15 protein-coding genes and 1 riboswitch are annotated in these 16,222 nt (G+C 42.3%); of the genes, 8 read left to right on the top strand and 7 right to left on the bottom strand.

The window, feature by feature from the left end:
• Positions 1 to 136: 136 nt before the first annotated feature.
• Positions 137 to 1,078, bottom strand: coding sequence for a homoserine O-succinyltransferase (gene metA / locus ACHFJ9_RS14700; RefSeq protein WP_006741610.1), 942 nt, complete (start codon positions 1,076 to 1,078; stop codon positions 137 to 139).
• 340 nt (positions 1,079 to 1,418) lie between these two features.
• Between metA and ACHFJ9_RS14705 the strand changes: the two genes are divergently transcribed.
• Together ACHFJ9_RS14705 and ACHFJ9_RS14710 are read left to right on the top strand one after the other, a co-directional pair.
• A complete protein-coding gene (locus tag ACHFJ9_RS14705) occupies positions 1,419 to 1,805 on the top strand; it encodes a hypothetical protein (RefSeq protein WP_301948855.1) in 387 nt (128 codons plus the stop codon).
• Positions 1,806 to 1,978: 173 nt separating this feature from the next.
• A complete protein-coding gene (locus ACHFJ9_RS14710; protein ID WP_395357453.1) occupies positions 1,979 to 2,314 on the top strand; it encodes a DMT family transporter in 336 nt (111 codons plus the stop codon).
• A gap of 74 nt (positions 2,315 to 2,388) precedes the next feature.
• On the opposite strand, the gene ACHFJ9_RS14715 is transcribed toward ACHFJ9_RS14710, so the two are convergent.
• Positions 2,389 to 3,816: an APC family permease gene (locus tag ACHFJ9_RS14715; RefSeq protein ID WP_395357285.1), complete on the bottom strand. Its 1,428-nt coding sequence runs from the start codon at positions 3,814 to 3,816 to the stop codon at positions 2,389 to 2,391.
• Between the two features lie 696 nt (positions 3,817 to 4,512).
• On the opposite strand from ACHFJ9_RS14715, the gene ACHFJ9_RS14720 reads away from it, so the two are divergent.
• Positions 4,513 to 5,463, top strand: coding sequence for an LpxL/LpxP family Kdo(2)-lipid IV(A) lauroyl/palmitoleoyl acyltransferase (locus ACHFJ9_RS14720; protein ID WP_041853039.1), 951 nt, complete (start codon positions 4,513 to 4,515; stop codon positions 5,461 to 5,463).
• A 69-nt stretch (positions 5,464 to 5,532) separates the two neighbouring features.
• Here the strand turns inward: ACHFJ9_RS14720 and ACHFJ9_RS14725 are convergent, their stop codons facing one another.
• Positions 5,533 to 7,005, bottom strand: coding sequence for a carboxypeptidase M32 (locus ACHFJ9_RS14725; RefSeq protein ID WP_395357287.1), 1,473 nt, complete (start codon positions 7,003 to 7,005; stop codon positions 5,533 to 5,535).
• A 223-nt stretch (positions 7,006 to 7,228) separates the two neighbouring features.
• On the opposite strand from ACHFJ9_RS14725, the gene ACHFJ9_RS14730 reads away from it, so the two are divergent.
• Both ACHFJ9_RS14730 and ACHFJ9_RS14735 read left to right on the top strand, forming a co-directional pair.
• On the top strand, positions 7,229 to 7,864 hold the full coding sequence (locus tag ACHFJ9_RS14730) for a LysE family translocator (RefSeq protein ID WP_005393419.1): 636 nt from the start codon (positions 7,229 to 7,231) through the stop codon (positions 7,862 to 7,864).
• Positions 7,864 to 8,430 (top strand): hypothetical protein, encoded by a 567-nt coding sequence (locus tag ACHFJ9_RS14735; RefSeq protein ID WP_005393418.1) that lies wholly within the window; start codon positions 7,864 to 7,866, stop codon positions 8,428 to 8,430. The genes ACHFJ9_RS14730 and ACHFJ9_RS14735 overlap by 1 nt, the downstream gene beginning before the upstream one ends.
• Positions 8,431 to 8,545: 115 nt before the next feature.
• On the opposite strand, the gene ACHFJ9_RS14740 is transcribed toward ACHFJ9_RS14735, so the two are convergent.
• Entirely contained in the window at positions 8,546 to 9,922 is a 1,377-nt protein-coding gene (locus tag ACHFJ9_RS14740; protein WP_006741605.1) for an alanine/glycine:cation symporter family protein, read from the bottom strand.
• Between the two features lie 122 nt (positions 9,923 to 10,044).
• Positions 10,045 to 10,144, bottom strand: a riboswitch (glycine riboswitch).
• A gap of 528 nt (positions 10,145 to 10,672) precedes the next feature.
• On the opposite strand from ACHFJ9_RS14740, the gene ACHFJ9_RS14745 reads away from it, so the two are divergent.
• The gene (locus tag ACHFJ9_RS14745) at positions 10,673 to 10,831 is read left to right on the top strand and encodes a hypothetical protein (RefSeq protein WP_005377784.1); all 159 of its coding nucleotides are present in this window, start codon (positions 10,673 to 10,675) and stop codon (positions 10,829 to 10,831) included.
• Positions 10,832 to 10,862: 31 nt separating this feature from the next.
• Positions 10,863 to 11,597, top strand: coding sequence for a hypothetical protein (locus tag ACHFJ9_RS14750; RefSeq protein ID WP_046874891.1), 735 nt, complete (start codon positions 10,863 to 10,865; stop codon positions 11,595 to 11,597).
• Between the two features lie 91 nt (positions 11,598 to 11,688).
• Here the strand turns inward: ACHFJ9_RS14750 and ACHFJ9_RS14755 are convergent, their stop codons facing one another.
• Both ACHFJ9_RS14755 and ACHFJ9_RS14760 read right to left on the bottom strand, forming a co-directional pair.
• Positions 11,689 to 12,072, bottom strand: coding sequence for a hypothetical protein (locus tag ACHFJ9_RS14755; RefSeq protein ID WP_005393414.1), 384 nt, complete (start codon positions 12,070 to 12,072; stop codon positions 11,689 to 11,691).
• A 100-nt stretch (positions 12,073 to 12,172) separates the two neighbouring features.
• Positions 12,173 to 12,538: a VOC family protein gene (locus tag ACHFJ9_RS14760; RefSeq protein WP_258620322.1), complete on the bottom strand. Its 366-nt coding sequence runs from the start codon at positions 12,536 to 12,538 to the stop codon at positions 12,173 to 12,175.
• A gap of 219 nt (positions 12,539 to 12,757) precedes the next feature.
• Between ACHFJ9_RS14760 and ACHFJ9_RS14765 the strand changes: the two genes are divergently transcribed.
• The gene (locus tag ACHFJ9_RS14765; protein ID WP_258623284.1) at positions 12,758 to 14,014 is read left to right on the top strand and encodes an MFS transporter permease; all 1,257 of its coding nucleotides are present in this window, start codon (positions 12,758 to 12,760) and stop codon (positions 14,012 to 14,014) included.
• Between the two features lie 113 nt (positions 14,015 to 14,127).
• Here the strand turns inward: ACHFJ9_RS14765 and ACHFJ9_RS14770 are convergent, their stop codons facing one another.
• Complete coding sequence (locus tag ACHFJ9_RS14770) at positions 14,128 to 16,077, bottom strand: LTA synthase family protein (protein WP_258620318.1); 1,950 nt, start codon at positions 16,075 to 16,077, stop codon at positions 14,128 to 14,130.
• Positions 16,078 to 16,222: the final 145 nt, after the last annotated feature.

Here is a 16,222-nt window from a genome sequence, read left to right on the forward strand (position 1 = left end):
TACGTAGCAAAAGCCTATTGAGGAAAAAACACTATGCGATCAGGTTTGCAAACTGGTATGAAAAAGCCGCCATATGGCGGCTTGGTTCACATATTACATTTAGGCATCATAAGCGCTTTGTTTGCGTGCTTTGAGGTTAATCGTCTTTAGTAAAAGCGTCTTCACTGAAGTGATCAAGATCATAAGGTGTTTGCTGGTAAACGCAGTAGTTCAGCCAGTTTAAAAAGAGGAGATGTCCATGACTTCTCCAACTGGCAATTGGTGGATTATCAGGATTGTTGTTTGGATAGTAGTTGACGGGAATGGCTGGTTCCATGCCTTCGCTTAAATCGCGGATATATTCGTTATGTAAGGTATGCGAATCGTATTCAGGATGCCCAGTAACAAACACATTTCTCTTGTCTTTTGTTGTCGCTAAGTAAACACCTGCAACATCCGATGTGGCTAGGATGTCTAAGTCGGTATGTTCTTCTAAAAAGTGAGGTGAAAAGTCGGCATAGCGTGAATGAGGCGCTAAAAATGTGTCATCAAACCCACGTAACATAGGATGGAATTGATGATGAATCTGGTGATGGTACACGCCTGAAAGTTTCTCTTTACGCGTTTTTTTAGGTAGATCGTAGAGCAACTTCAGCCCTGCTTGTGCTGCCCAGCAGACATAAAGAGTCGATGTCACATGATCTTTTGCCCATTCCATGATGGTTTTTAGGTGGTCCCAATAAATGACATCTTCAAATTGAACCAAACCTAGTGGGGCACCAGTAATGATCATGCCATCGAAATTTTTATCTCTCACCATTTCAAATTGACGATAAAAAGTATCCAAATGTTCGGTTGGCGTATTTTTGCTTGGGCGGTTATCAATGCGCAATAACTCGACATTGACTTGTAATGGGCTGTTTGAGAGTAGACGCAAAAACTGAGTTTCAGTTTCTATTTTTTTGGGCATCAGATTCAGGATCAGCACTCGTAAAGGACGTATTTCCTGACTCGCAGCACGCGTTTCACTCATTACGAAGATGTTCTCTGTCCTTAGCACATCGGTGGCTGGTAATTGATCTGGAATTCTAATTGGCACGACTTTCTCTCCCTAAGTATAGTCAATCTAGACGTCTATACTTCTAAAGCTAACTTAATTAAGTTTAGATGTCGATACGAAATATGACTTTTCAATCTACTCTTTACATTATGGTAAACCGAGCTCGAAGCTGTCACACAATTGTGACTAGAGCGGAGTTTCTGATGAGATATGTTTGAAACGCTGTTCGTACTATTTGCTGGTAATTATGTGATCACGTTAATATGCGAAAGTGACTTCGTTGTAAGGAAGTCTCAGATTAATGAGCCATACTAAAAACAATCAGCTCACCAATATGCATTAAAGTGTGTATTTGGAAACATCGTCAGTGGAGGACATTATGTTCGGTATTTTTAAAAGAAAGACAAAAATTCAGAGCATCGCTCAAGAGGTTCCTAGCGTACTATTGCGCTTGTTTGGCGATAAAGACACTTATACGCCGAAAGAAATTGATCAAGCCCTTCAAGAGCTTGGTTATGATAAGAGCAAGGATCTAAGTCATTATCAGTATGCCTATGGAATGTTTGCCAATGAACCTTCTTACGAGCAGTTAGGGTTGACGGATGAGTTAGGTAATTATGGTCACTTTCAACGAGAAGTGGGCAAGATGCTGCTCAATACACCAGAGCCAATTGATATGCACATCTACTTTGAAATTGCTCGGCAGCACCAAAAAGCAGGCCTGTCGCTTACTCATCAACAAGTGAGTGAAAGCGATGGCGTGTGAATGTCTCTATATTCAAGTGATCACGCTGTGAATCCTGCATTTTGAAGCCGCTTGAGTAAGAGGTATTCCATCGAGAGATGAGTTGGGTATAATGCGCGACCTAATTATCCGGACGTGTTGTCGGTTACATTTCTGTTGAGCGTTAATGCCTTATGTTCAAAATGCTTGTCTCTATGCCGCCAATGTTGGCGCTGTCGATCGCGATTGTATGTGAAGTGATTGCCACTTCCTATATTCCCAAAACAGAGCAATTTACGAAAATGATGCCTAGCACAGTCGTTCTGATTGGTTACGGCATTGCTTTCTTCTTGCTTTCCGTCACGGTAAAAACGATGCCTGTTGGGGTTGTTTACGCCATATGGAGTGGAGTGGGTATTGTTTTAGTTGCTACGGTTGGCTACTTTGTTTATGGACAGCGGCTAGATTTGCCGGCGCTTGTTGGCATTGGGTTTATCCTCACTGGTGTGATGATTGTTAACCTGTTATCCAAGACTGTAGGACACGGATAACTAACACAACTAGTGATGCCAAATAAAAAGCCGTAGCGAGAAATTGCTGCGGCTTTTTAATGTCAATCCAATAGTTAACTTACTAGTACCTCAAGCATTTTGCTTTGTTGACGATGTTTTCGATTGCGATACATCACGGCGGCGAACGCTGGGAGGCTAAATGCGATAAATCCTAATATCAGTGCATATGCACCAGTTTTTGCGCTAATTCCTGCTGGCACGTCAAAAGATACAACAATCGTCACCAAGCAACTCATCAAGCCTAATCCTGCCACTAAGCACATTCCTATTTTTCCGCCCGCAACTCGAAATGGGCGCTCAATATCTGCGTGTTTGTAGCGTGAGACCAAAAAGCTAACAAAAATACAGATGTACATCACCATATAGAGCTGAGTCATCAGGATATTCAATAACCACATGCCTTGATTGACGTTAGGAGCAAAAATGAAAACCAAAGAGAGCACGCTAACAATCGTGCCTTGCAAGAGCAACAATGAGACGGGGGCTTGGTTGCGGTTTTCTTTGGCGAGCGACATCGGCATGAAACTATCTTTTGCGGCAACATGCAGACTTTTAGTTGGGGCGATTATCCAGTTATTCAGGCTTGCAAGCGTGCCAAAAACAATAGCAAGGGCAATGACAGGCAGCAGGAATGAGAGGTGCAGATCATCAAAAAAAGCTTTGAAGGCAAGTATCACTCCTTCACTCAAACTAGAATGATCACTTGAGACGACCGAAGAAATAGACAGTGAGCACGCCGTCAGAGAAACCAAGATTAAGGTTGTGGAGATCAGCAGAGCTTTGGGATAGGCTTTTTGCGGATTTTCGACTTCGCTTGCATAAGAGGTCGTGATTTCAAGGCCTGTAAGTGACAGAACTACCGCAGTAAAACCAGCTCCGATCCCATCTTGAGAAAGGTCCGGCAACCAGTCAGATACGTGGCGAAGCGAGATATGAGACTCACCAGAGTGGGTATACGCCCAGTACCCGCCTAATCCGATAATCAATAGAATCGGAAATATCAAACCTAGGGTGCCGAATACATTTGTAATCAGGGAAGAGAGGCGCAAGCCAAAGATATTAACTAAAGTTAACGCCCAAAAAATCACATTAATCATCAACAACATAAACATGTTGTTTTGCGCCAGATCTGGGAAAAAAGGGTAGGCTCCCGTTGCAACAATGAATGAAATTAACGGTGGATAGTAAACAATATTTTCAGCGTATTGATACCACACGGTGGCAAAGCCAAAGTTTGGCCCTAGTGTTTCTTTGCCCCAAAGATATACACCACCTTGCTCTGGATAAGTGGTACTTAGCTCAGCACACACTAGCGCTGTAGGGACAAAAAAACAGAGTCCGGCAAGTAAGAAGAAAGAAATGGCATGGCTACCAAACAAAGCCGCCCCAGGAATGTTCCTTATGCTGTCGACCGAAGTTACGGTAATCATGATGATAGAGAAAACACTCAATTTAACGGCGGATTTAACGATATTGCTCATTCGATACCTTTAATGGATGAGCGCACAACTTCTAGGTTGTAAAAGTAGCGTGCTACAAGTAAGACTCGCGTATTGTAGATTCCTCATAAATAGTGGGTATATAGCGAAAAACGGTATGTATTTATCCGAAAATGAGCTGAAAACAACGCGCTTTATTTCCATGGGATATAAACGAGTGATATGTCGGATAAATAAACACTTATAGCGATAAATTAGAACCTTTAGGTAAAGGTTTGACTTTCCCCTAAGGTCAAGGAGTACATTAACGCCATATCGAAATGAAACGATGGAGAAACACAATGGGATGCTGTAACCAAGCGCCAAAAGGTGGCACCGGAAAGTTGTCCTACTTGTTCAGGGTAATGGTTATCATGTTTATTGTTATTTTCATTATAGATGCATTATGGGGTTAAAAAAACACCATTATCTAGCGCATTGAAAACACAAAGTTATGTTTGTCCAAACTTTATGAAAGTGCGGTAGATTAATCACTCCAATCGATGTTAACGTGGTGATTCATCTTTGCTGCTTTTTCATCCCCCTACATATTTCTGCAAAGTTCTTATTGTGTAGTGTGTCGAAGAACCATAGAATCCGCGCGCTTTAATTTATGTTATTAGCGCTATCAATGATAAAAGTGCAGTCCATTATCATTGTTTTTATCACTTATAGATGGGCACATCTGACAATACTCACATGAATAAATACCAAAAGCCTGAATTCAAGGCTGAATTTCTTTTGCCTCGTTACTGGGGAACCTTAATTATCATCAGCGTGATGTACTTACTCAGTCTCCTTCCTTTCAAAGTTCAATTAGCATTAGGACGTGGCATTGGCCGTTTAGCTATGCGAATCATGAAAAAACGTCAAGTTACGATTAGGCGCAATCTTGAGCTTTGCTTTCCTCAGATGGAAGAATGCCAACGCGAAGCAATTTTAAAAGACAATATCGACAATACAGGTATTGCGCTATTTGAGACCGCGATGGCATGGTTTTGGTCTGATAAACGGGTAAACAAACACGTTACGATAAAAGGAATGGAGCACCTCGAGGCTTTAGAAAAATCAGGCAAGGGGGCATTAATGTTGGCCGTACACTCGATGAACTTAGAGTTAGGTGCTCGTGCTTTTGGCATTAAAAAGTCTGGAACTGGTGTTTATCGCCCAAACAACAATCCGTGTTTTGATTACTTTCAATACAAGGGGCGTTCTCGCTCTAATCGTACGCTTATTGATCGCAAGAACGTTAAAGCCATGCTTGAAGCGCTTAGAACGGGTGAGCGGGTCTGGTATGCACCGGATCATGATTATGGAAACCGACGCTCAACGTTTGCGCCATTATTTGCCGTTAAAAATGCTTGCACGACGACAGGTACAAGTCTGCTGGTTGATTCGACAGATTGTGCCATCGTGCCTTTTACGATGGTAAGAGGAAAGGACGGACACTATACCTTGACGATTAGTGCGCCAGTCGACGGTTTCCCGAAAGAAGATCCTCAAGGTGCGGCAGTTTTCGTGAATAAGATAGTTGAAACGTCAATCATGGCAAGTCCGAGCCAATATATGTGGCTTCACCGTCGGTTTAAAACCAGACCTGAAGGCGAGGATTGTTTGTACAAGCCCAGACTTATCCCTAGCTTGGCATAGCATAGAAAGAGCTTAAAAAAGCCCAAGGAACATACGAACCTTGGGCTTTACGTTCTATTCTTTTTCTATTTACAAGTAGCGGCCTTTTAGGTGCGCTTGGAAGTGCTTAGCATTTAGTGTTTCACCCGTTGCTTCTCTTACGAGATCATCTGTTGTTAATAAGCTGCCTTTACTCCAGATGTTCTTCGACAGCCAATGGAATATCGGCGTCAGATCGCCAGAGCGAATAACCGCGTCCACATCTACTGTTTGCTTCATTGCGGCCATGAACTGGGCTGCGTACATCGCACCGAGAGTGTAGGACGGGAAATATCCAAAACTTCCATCCGTCCAATGAATGTCCTGCATACAACCGTTTTTGAAATTGCCTTCCGTTGAGAGTCCCAAATACGCTTTCATTTTTTCGTTCCAGAGCTCTGGTACGTCTGTATGCTTGATGGCACCGTTAATAAGATCACGTTCAATTTCATATCGAAGAATAACGTGGGCAGGGTATGTTAATTCGTCGGCATCTACGCGAATAAAGCCTTTCTCTACGCGAGTGTAGATTTTGGCTAGATTGTCTTTTTCAAATTCATCCCCAGAAAAATGCTTGGAAGCTATGTGAGCAAGGTGGTCGATAAATGCGTTGTTTCGTCCTATTTGCATTTCAAAGAAGAGCGACTGTGACTCATGAATTCCCATAGAGCGGGCTTGACCAGCTGGGGTTCCTGCTAAATCTTTTGGTAGCCCTTGCTCGTATCTGGCATGGCCAGTTTCGTGGACGATCCCCATCAATGATTGGACAAACTCGCTTTCATCATAACGTGTTGTAATACGCACATCTGTTGGCACACCGCCACAAAATGGGTGGACACTTTCATCAAGCCGACCGTGTTCAAAATCGAATTGAAGTAGCTTCATGACTTCCAGTCCCAGCGCTTTTTGTTTTTCCGCAGGGTAGTGCGCAGTTGGCAATAAGATGTTGTCTGATTGCTGTTTTTCAAGCGCTTCGTCTATCAAGGAAGGTAGCCACGTTTTTACGTCAGCAAAAAGCGTGTCTAACGATGCAGACGTTGTGCCTGGTTCATAAATATCAAGCATGGCATCGTAAGGCGTTGTGCCGTTTGCTTCGGCTCTAATTTGCGCTTCTTCTTGCGATAGTTTGACGACTTCTGCCCAGTTCTTTTCAAAGCCAGACCAGTCATTTTCTCCGCGTTGCGTACGCCATGCATGTTCACATTTGGAGCCAGCAAGAGATTGAGCTTGAACTAATGATTCTGGTAGCAAGTTAGCTTGTTGCCATTCACGTTTCATTTCTCGTAGGATGGACTTTTCACTTGCAGATAGCGTCTCTTTTTCTGCCTGAGCGAAAAGCTCGCCCAAGTGTGGCTGAGTCATCAATGAGTGGATGTGTACATCAAGTTCTGCCATAGCATTGGAGCGCGCTTCAGCGCCACCAGATGGCATGACCGCTGCTTGGTCCCAACCTATGATGGAAGAGAGGTGCTCAAAGTTTGCCACTTTTTTGGAATGTTCAATGAGTTTTGTAAATGCTTTCATGTGACTACTCTTATTCTTTTGTTCTTTCCCTAAACACCCGATAACGGGTCCTTTACGTCGAGTTGCACGAAACAACCTGCGTTAATTTACTAATAATTAACAATTAATCTTCACTCATTGTCCATAAATTCACTCAGTTGTATAGCTCTCTTAAAAAAGAAGCTTGCGAATCTCGTGGATTGACGGTATTGATGACGGATTAACAATTAATTATCACGATAATATGGATATCTTGAATTTTGAGGCATTTATTATTGCCATCACTATTTTAACGCTAACGCCGGGTTTAGATACGGCCCTTGTTATCCGTAATACCAGTCGCGCGGGTTTAAAAGACGGATGTACAACCAGTTTAGGGATTTGCTTTGGCTTATTTGTGCATGCTTTCTTTTCAGCGGTTGGTATTTCGGCCATTCTGGCGCAATCTGCAGAGTTGTTCCAAATCGTAAAAATGATTGGTGCAGCTTATCTTATTTGGCTTGGTCTGAGCAGTTTAAAAGCCCTGATGTCGTCGAAGAATGGTTTGTCAGTGACTGAGCAGGTTCATGAAGTGTTTAATGGCAAACGCTCTTTTAGAGAGGGCTTTCTTTCTAACGTCTTGAACCCAAAAACGGCAGTTTTCTACTTGGCGTTCTTGCCACAGTTTGTGAATCCAGAAGGTTCTCCTTTGCTTCAATCAATGATGATGGCATCCGTGCACTTTATTATTGCGATGGTTTGGCAGTGTGGTTTGGCTGGCGCACTTAACTCAGCTAAGAGCCTGTTAAAGAATGCAAGCTTTATGAAGTGGATGGAAGGGGCGACGGGCGCTGTCTTAGTCGCACTTGGCGTAAAGTTATTGATTGAAAAGCCCGTGTAATGCGCAATATTTACCACCTTTTGATATTGCTCGTTGTGTTTATTACTGGCGTGGTTGGTGCCATTGTTTGGCAGACATGGCCACAGGTACAGTTTGCGCAACGTGGCATGACCTGGTCTTGGCACTGGGGCTATTTCGAGCCATTTTCCAATGGAATACAACAGACGCGAACTCAAGACACGAAACAGCTATTACTTCGACGTGTGTATATGAATGACGGTATTGTCGTTTTTGTCTCGACAACAATGGACAATAAATTTGAAGTTGATGTTGTAAAAGAGCAAAGCTGCGAACCTAAAACGACAACTTGGGCTTCAGTATCCGTCAACCATCAACGCATGAGACATGTGCCGATGGTTTGTGATGCACTGGGGCAGAGCTACTTTTATCGCTACATCGGGAAGCATCTTGAATCGATTGAAGTTGGGGTTGGAGATTCGTTCGTAACAGAGGCGTTTTCAGACTGGCCTCTATCAGAGCTGAAGTCGGATCAATTCAAGCAAAAAAATGCGAAGTTTTTTCAAGAACGTGGAGAAAAGGTTGAGCATCAATGGTTGAGAGATTAACCGCCTAGCTTAAGATAAAATAAAGCCCGCTGAATACCAGCGGGCTTTATGTTTTTTACCATTTCCAATTTACTTTCAGCGATTGACGGTTCATTACTGAACACTTGTCATGTCACTAAGCTTTTACTGCTTCAATTTCATCAGATTGCGATGCTGAGCTAAAGAACAGCTTGGTTTCTGCCAGTACGACGTGACGCAGTGCGATCAAACCGATTAGGTTAGGAATCGCCATCAGACCATTTACGATATCGGCGAGTAGCCAAATCATGTCTAGATGGAGGAACGCGCCTGATGCCACCAAACCAACGAAAATCAGCTTATAAGGAAGCACCGCTTTTGTACCAAAGAGGAACACAACGCAACGCTCACCGTAGTAGTTCCATCCAAGAATGGTTGTGAATGCAAAAAACATCAAACCAATTGACACCAGCATTGGGCCAAATGTATCCGCATTCAAACCTACCGCAAAGGCATGAGTCGTCATTGCTGCACCAGAAAAGTCGCTTTGCCATGCGCCAGTAAGGATCAACGCTAGGCCCGTCATGGTACAAATAATGATGGTATCAAAGAAGGTACCTGTCATTGAAATCAGGCCTTGTTTCACACAAGAGTCTGTTTTCGCTGCCGCTGCTGCCATAGGCGCGCTACCCAAACCAGATTCGTTTGAGAATACGCCACGAGCGATACCTGATTGGATCGCCAACATGATACTTGCACCTAAGAAACCGCCGGTCGCTGCTGTTGATGTAAATGCTGAAACCAGCACTAATTCAACGGCATTGAACAATTGGTCTGCATTCATGATGATCACGCTTAAACACGCCAACACATAAAATACAGCCATAGTAGGAACCACTTTTCCTGCAACGTTAGCAATGGATTTGATACCACCCAAAGTCACGAAAGCAACCAAAAGAGTCAGTACAAAGGCAGAGAGCTCACGGTCAACACCGAGAGATATCTCACTTGCATCCAGAATCGCGTTTACTTGTGGAAACGTACCAATACCAAAACAAGCAACACCCAAAGCAAACACTGCAAACATTATCGCGAGGGCTTTTGAGCCAACACCGTATTGCAGATAGTACATCGGGCCACCAATCATTTGGCCTTTATCATCGACTCTTCGGTATTTCACCGCTAACAAACATTCGGCGTATTTAGTCGCCATTCCGAAAAGGGCGGCGAGCCACATCCAGAATAGGGCACCTGGTCCACCAAGTTTGATCGCGGTTGCAACACCAACAATGTTACCAGTACCAATCGTTGCTGAGAGCGCAGTACAAAGTGCTGCAAAGCTAGAAACGTCACCTTGTTTATCAGATGACTTATCTTTACTGAATACCATCGCTAGCGCTGTTGGGAGATGTTTAAACTGGATCAAGCCGAGGCTAAAAGTGAAGTAAACACCGGTACCCACTAGCAAAATAAGCAATGGTGGACCCCAGACAAAATTATCGATGGTTTGTAGTAAAGATTGTAGGTCGTTCATGATTTCCCCTTAATAAAACAACTAATAAGGAGAAGAGGGAAAGGACGAGATCAACGATCTCTAAAAGAACTAAGCTATTGGTTGTAGGCGGGAAGGCCAAGCAAAATAGTTAGGTTGTAACTTTCCACTCCTCTGTCCTTTTGCCTGAGAGTTTCACCTTGCGTGAGTGCAAGACTTGCTCCTTCGGCGACCGATTTAACGGTTCTCTCCAGAGGTTCCTCCAACTACAGTCCCCGCTACCTAGGTAGCACCTGAAATAGTTAATTCTTCGGCGAGTTATGCTAATCAAATGTTAAAATTTGATTAATAACCACTCTCCTGCAGTCTTCATCGGAACAATTACTCAATTAAATGAGTAAAGGTTAGTTAATGATGCTGGTCATCATTAACGTGTGAACTCTATCATGTTTTTGGTCCATTTCAACACCCTATATCAATTTATTTTCAACGAAATAACCCCACTTATTTTCACGAAGCTATGTTTACCAAGTTTTTTGTGTGAGCAACTGCATAAACAAAACTCATTGGGCTAGGGAATAGAACCAAGAACACACTTCAGAACGATAAATATGTTTTGATTATTACGGCATAAGTTATTCAATTTAGAACACAAATTTGATTAAAATCGAAGCACTTATTTTAAAATCTACGCTAAGTTGACCTTATGGGGCGTATAAATGAGTTACAATAAATCTTTGTGAAACCGTCTATGGACCTAGGCAGTTTTTCATAAGTGGACAAGGAGGCGGTATGACCAGATTATTAGCCATTGCGGTGTTGATTGCAGTAGCATTTGTGCTGTTTCGTTATCGAACCAATGAAAAAGTCCAAAAAGCGACCGTTATAACATTAATTGGCGCCTTTCTGATTTATACAGCATCGATTATGTTTGCGGAATTGATCCGCTAGCAAAGTAAAAGAGTCCTTGGAGTAGTATACGGTGAGTTCTCAGAACAAGATGGAAGAACAAGACGACGTTGTTGTCATTGAAGAGCGTGACAAACGTACTCATATCTATATCGCGATTGCTGCGGTATTAGGCTTAGCATTTGGTGGCCTTGTTGGTTCGATTGTCACTGCGAACAAGTGGGAATCGACTTATCATGTGCTAGAAGAAAAATACCAAGCGTTGACGCAAGATAAAACGCAGTTGGTGTCTCAAGTAAAAGTGCGCGAAGAAGCGCTCGACCAAGAAATACAAGATAAAGTCACTGAACTGCTCGCTGCGAAAGATGAAGCGCACGAGAAAGCGCTTAAGAAGTTACAAAAGCAATTGACTGAGGTCGAGAAAGTTAACCTGTCGCTAGAGTCTCAATTGAAACAACAGGCAGATAAGATCAATACGACGAAGTCGGAAAATGAGAAGTTGAGTCGTCAAGCGGATATGCAAGCGACTATCTTTGAACGATCGCGCGAGGTGTTTCAAAAAGAGCTGAAAATTTCGCAAGAATTGGAGTCTCTAGAGAAAGAAAGGGCGAAATTATTGCCTAAGATCGAAAAACTAAAAAAAGAGTGTGATGTGTTTTTAGAAGGTAAATCTTGGGACGTGAAATCGGACGCGTGTGATAAACACGATGAAGCCAATTCACGACTAAGTCAGGTCGATCAAATGATTGAAGTTTATAAAATGGATCTCAAGCAAATCAAAGCAATAACTGAAGATATCGGCCTCTAGATCTTTTATACCTGATTTTGGAAAGTAAAAGGAGCTCTTTAAGAGCTCCTTTTTCGTAGCTAGCGTTAAACTTGGGAGCTAGCGTTTATTCTTAGATACGCGAGGCGTCATAGCCTGAAGCAAGCAGCAATTCTCGCTCATGTTTAATCAGTTGGGCGCGATCTTCAATCAGTTCATTGAGAGCTAGTGAGGGTTTGCCTGCTAAAGCCTTGAACGACTCAAAAGATTCCGCGGTGTCGATTTTATCAATCATCTGACTGATGACATTACGAGCCTCACACGGGTTACTCGTAGTGGTAAAGTATTCCACTTGCTTTGCTGCCGATTTCATCTCTGTCAACAGCTCAAGTGGGCTGCTCTCTTTTGCTACCGCCATGTAGTTATCCAGCACGCGCTTTGCATAAAGCAGTTCTTTGAGGGGGATATCTCTTCCACTCTCGATTAGAGATTCGCTAAGGATCATACTTGAGCTCATGGGCATTCCTTCTTATATACTACGCAGCTTTTGATGTTTCCCTGAGTCTAATTTATTGAAGTCACATTGGGAATGGGTAAAAAGCATTTTTAACGCATTTTTATTCACTAATAAAAACGCGAATGCGATGTTTATCCGGATCGGTAGCCACAAAATTTAAGCCATACACCGAAGTCATTGGTGGTTGAGCAAACTCAACGCCCATGTTTTTCCAACTGTTGTAAACGTGCTCTAACGTATGGCGGTTGCGCACTGCAAATGATAACTCGGTGCCACCACCTTTGATGTCGCTGGAAGGGGAAAGAATATCACTTTGCTTGAGTGTCAGTTTTAAGCCATTTGCGAGTGGCATAGAAGCAAATGTTGGAGACAAAAACGTGACCTCACAATCAAACAGTTTCGAGTAAAAAGCTTGGCTTACGTGGATGTCCTCAACATAGAGGACGAATGAATTGATAGTTAGCATGGTCTGTTTCTCAATTTACTAGAAGTATGAGGTTGAATCTAACGGAAGGGTAAGACAGGCTTTGTCAGTAGACCAAGTTAAAGTACCTTGTTTGAAATAGTGATAAGTATCACTTTCAATTTTATTGGCTCAGGATCGAGCATATGAACATATCGTTTGCTTTGTATTTGATTCCATTTATCTTCTCGACATTTCCTTGTCAAAAGCAATCCCGTTCATATGTGTAAAACGATTAGTTCACTGTTAATTATTATTTTTTGTGTTACATGTTCATTAAGTATTTCAGCAAAAAATATAGAAAAGAAAGAAAGTCAAATTTTAACTATCAATGAAATTAATAATAAAGAAAAAATTCGTGATCTTACAGAAATAGAAAGAGTGAGCCTTTCAACTATCTATCTTCTTTACAAAAATGGAGTGATAACGGAGAGTGAAGCAAACCAAGAGTTTGGACACTTTCTCGAAAATGAAGACAGAAAAAATGCCTTATTGAAACTCGCTCACATTGATGACGCTCAAAAAGAGCTGAAGCAAGCCGAAGAAAGCAGTGACTGGGTGAAACTATTTAACTTAGTTAACCTGATGAAACTATGTGGAGTGTTGCTTCTTATCGCTGCTGTTGCTTATTTTATCGCTCAAACCTACGAACTTCTTCAAGATATCGGTAGGGTATTTTGGCGACTTATTTGCACATTACCCGCGATTTGTTACCAGATTCTATTTGTTATCATTGGCTTAACCCTAGCCTTAGTTCCAATGATTATCAGTATCTCAGAAGCGCAATATGTTGTCATTTTTGGTGTGTTGCTCGCTTATGTCGCACTAGTATGGTGGACTATTCATTACGAAGAGCAGTCAGAAATTCTCCTAGAAAAACTCTCCTTGGGTTTACCAATTGGTATGGTTTGGTCTTTTTATCATGCTATTTACTTTGGCTTTTTTGCCATCCGCGAAGAGATCGCATTTTTACAGCTAGTGACATTTGCATGGGTTGTTCTTGGTATTGCAGTGGGAATTTCTAAGTTATTTAACTTTGAAGACAAACCTTACAAAGGAACAAAGTGTTTTTCTTTAGCATTATCATCGACCATTGTTACTTGCATAATACTATTCTTAAACCAGAGTTCAGATTGGATTACGCCATATTACAAATTTACTTATTATGGGTTAGTGCCATTGCTGTTGTTGTCCTTTTCTATTTCGGGTTTTTATCTACAAAAACTAAGTTGGGTTAAAAAATTTTCAAATATTATGATGTTTTCACTCCTATTTATTAGCGCACCCTTACCAAGTTTTGGTCTGGATAATTTGTACGCTATGATTAATAGTGGTGTATTTGCCTATGGTTTTATCACGATAACAACGATGGTATTTCGGGTCAGTTTTCTGTTTGGCTTGATATCAACAAGCCTCGTTGTTTACGTGTTGGCCTTAGTCATCGAACACAATCCTGAAAAGTTCATGCTCTACATATGACTATGATTTTCTAGATACAAAGTGTGCGTTCCTCCATGTACTCTAAGAGTGAAGAGTCTTACAGAATAAAGAAAAGGAGCCATTTGGCTCCTTTTTAACTGAATCAGCAGATATTAGTTGGTACATTTCGAAGCGTACCAGTTGTTTTGATACGCCTTAGATGCAAACAATGCGTTTGCTTTTGCGCGTTCAATAACGGATTCATCGACTTCTAGCGGTTTCATGGTTTGGCTTTCAAAGTCGTATTCCATGGTCGATACTTTTTCACCAGGAGAAAGCACAACTAGGTTGTCACGCGTTAAATAACCAAAGTTTTTGTCGTATTGCATCATTGCGCGTTCATCTTCGCGAGCCAGTGGTTTCGTTAAATCACGACCAATCATCGGCGTTTTGGCGTCTACGCCAATAAGAGACAACAGCGTAGGCGGCATATCTATGTTGTTTGCGATACGGTCATCTTTACGTGGTTGAATGTCTTTACCAATGATCAATGCAGGAATATGGAAGTGCTTAACTGGAACCAAGTTAGCACCAGACACGCGGGCATCGTGGTCTGCAATGACAATGAAAATAGTATCATCCCAGTAGGATGAGTTTTTCGCTTTGTCAAAGAACGTACCCAAAGCGTAATCTGAATATTTTACCGCGTTATTACGCGTCATGTGTTCGGAATCGTATGGCTCAATTTTACCTTTCGGATACTCATAAGGACTGTGATTGCTTGACGTAAAAACTAAGCTGAAAAAAGGTTTGTCGCTTTTTGAAAGACGTTCAAACTCTTCGTCTGCTTTGTTGTATAAATCTTCATCACTGACCCCCCAAGAGCCAACAAAGCTTGGGTTATTGTAATCATCTTCTTCGACGATTTGATCAAAACCATTACCGAAGAAGAAGGTTTTCATGTTATCGAAGTTTGCTTCACCGCCATAAATAAATTGCGTGTGATAGCCTTGTGCTTTGAGTAAGTCTGCGATGGTAAAGAAGCCTGTTTGGCTTTTGCTTAGTTTCACCACTGCGCGAGAAGGGGATGGTGGAAAACCCGTGGTTACGGCTTCGATACCACGAACAGAACGAGTACCCGTTGCGTACATTTGCGTGAACTGCCAACCTTCAGCCATGAGTTCATCCAGGTTTGGCGTAAGAGGCAGACCACCCAAAGAACCCACAAATTGCGCTCCTAAGCTCTCTTGTAGCAAGATCACTAAGTTCTTACGTTTACCATGGTAAGTCGCGGGGTTACTGTTCATGGTTGGAAGCAATGTTGGATCAAAGTCGGACTTTTTTGACGAAGCGCGAACTAGCTCCAGCATCTTTTGATTATCCATCTTGCCGTAGAACTGCTCTGCGCTTTTTTCTGACTTCATGCTGTTGACAGCAAACAGCAGTGAGTAAGATGAGTTTAATGCTAAGTCGTTAAGCAGTGGATCGTTAGAAAACGCCACCATGGCTGGGTTTAGTGGGCGGTGGCCTAAAGACGAGCGTGCGCCTGCAACACCAAGAAGCACAACAAAAATGGCTAATAGTGGGCGCCACTTCCAGTTGATCTGCTGTGCATTGTCGGTCAGTTTTTTGCTCCACTTCCAACCCAAAACTAGAGTTAATGCCGTGCCTAACGCGCCAATAAACAGCTCTAGCTTATAGCCAGTCCAAAGCATGCCCATGACCTCTTTCGGATAGATAAGGTATTCCACAAACAGACGGTTTGGGCGTAGGTCATATTCTTGAATGAATGGTGCCGTTGCCAGTTCCATGTACACGAGAATCCAAAGCCCTAAAACCATCCATATGCGCAATATCCATTTCCAGCATTGCCCAATCTTGCCGTTTAATGGCATTAGGGCTGAAAGTAGTGCAGGGAGGATGAATAACCAGCACAGTGTTGCAATGTCTACGCGTAAGCCTTGGCCTAGGATATAAATTAAGTCGTTGAAAGAGTCAATTCGATCAAGTTGCCAAAAGGCGAGCAAAACGCGTGAGATAGACAAAAATATAAGTGAAAACAAAGTAAAAGCAGCAATTGGCTGCAAAGGCCCCCACACAGAGCCCTTGGATAAGTTTTTCATATTTATTCGAATAGTTTAATTGTTATGTTGTGTTGTTTTTAACAAAGCAAGCGTGAAATAAACGTGAATTATAATGTGGGCTTATGGTCGAGTAGTGTAAGTGTTGGTATGTCTATGTAAGTGTGGAATGAAGCTCATGTTCGGC

Source organism: Vibrio sp. D3 (assembly GCF_043995865.1).
Lineage (GTDB): Bacteria > Pseudomonadota > Gammaproteobacteria > Enterobacterales > Vibrionaceae > Vibrio > Vibrio diabolicus.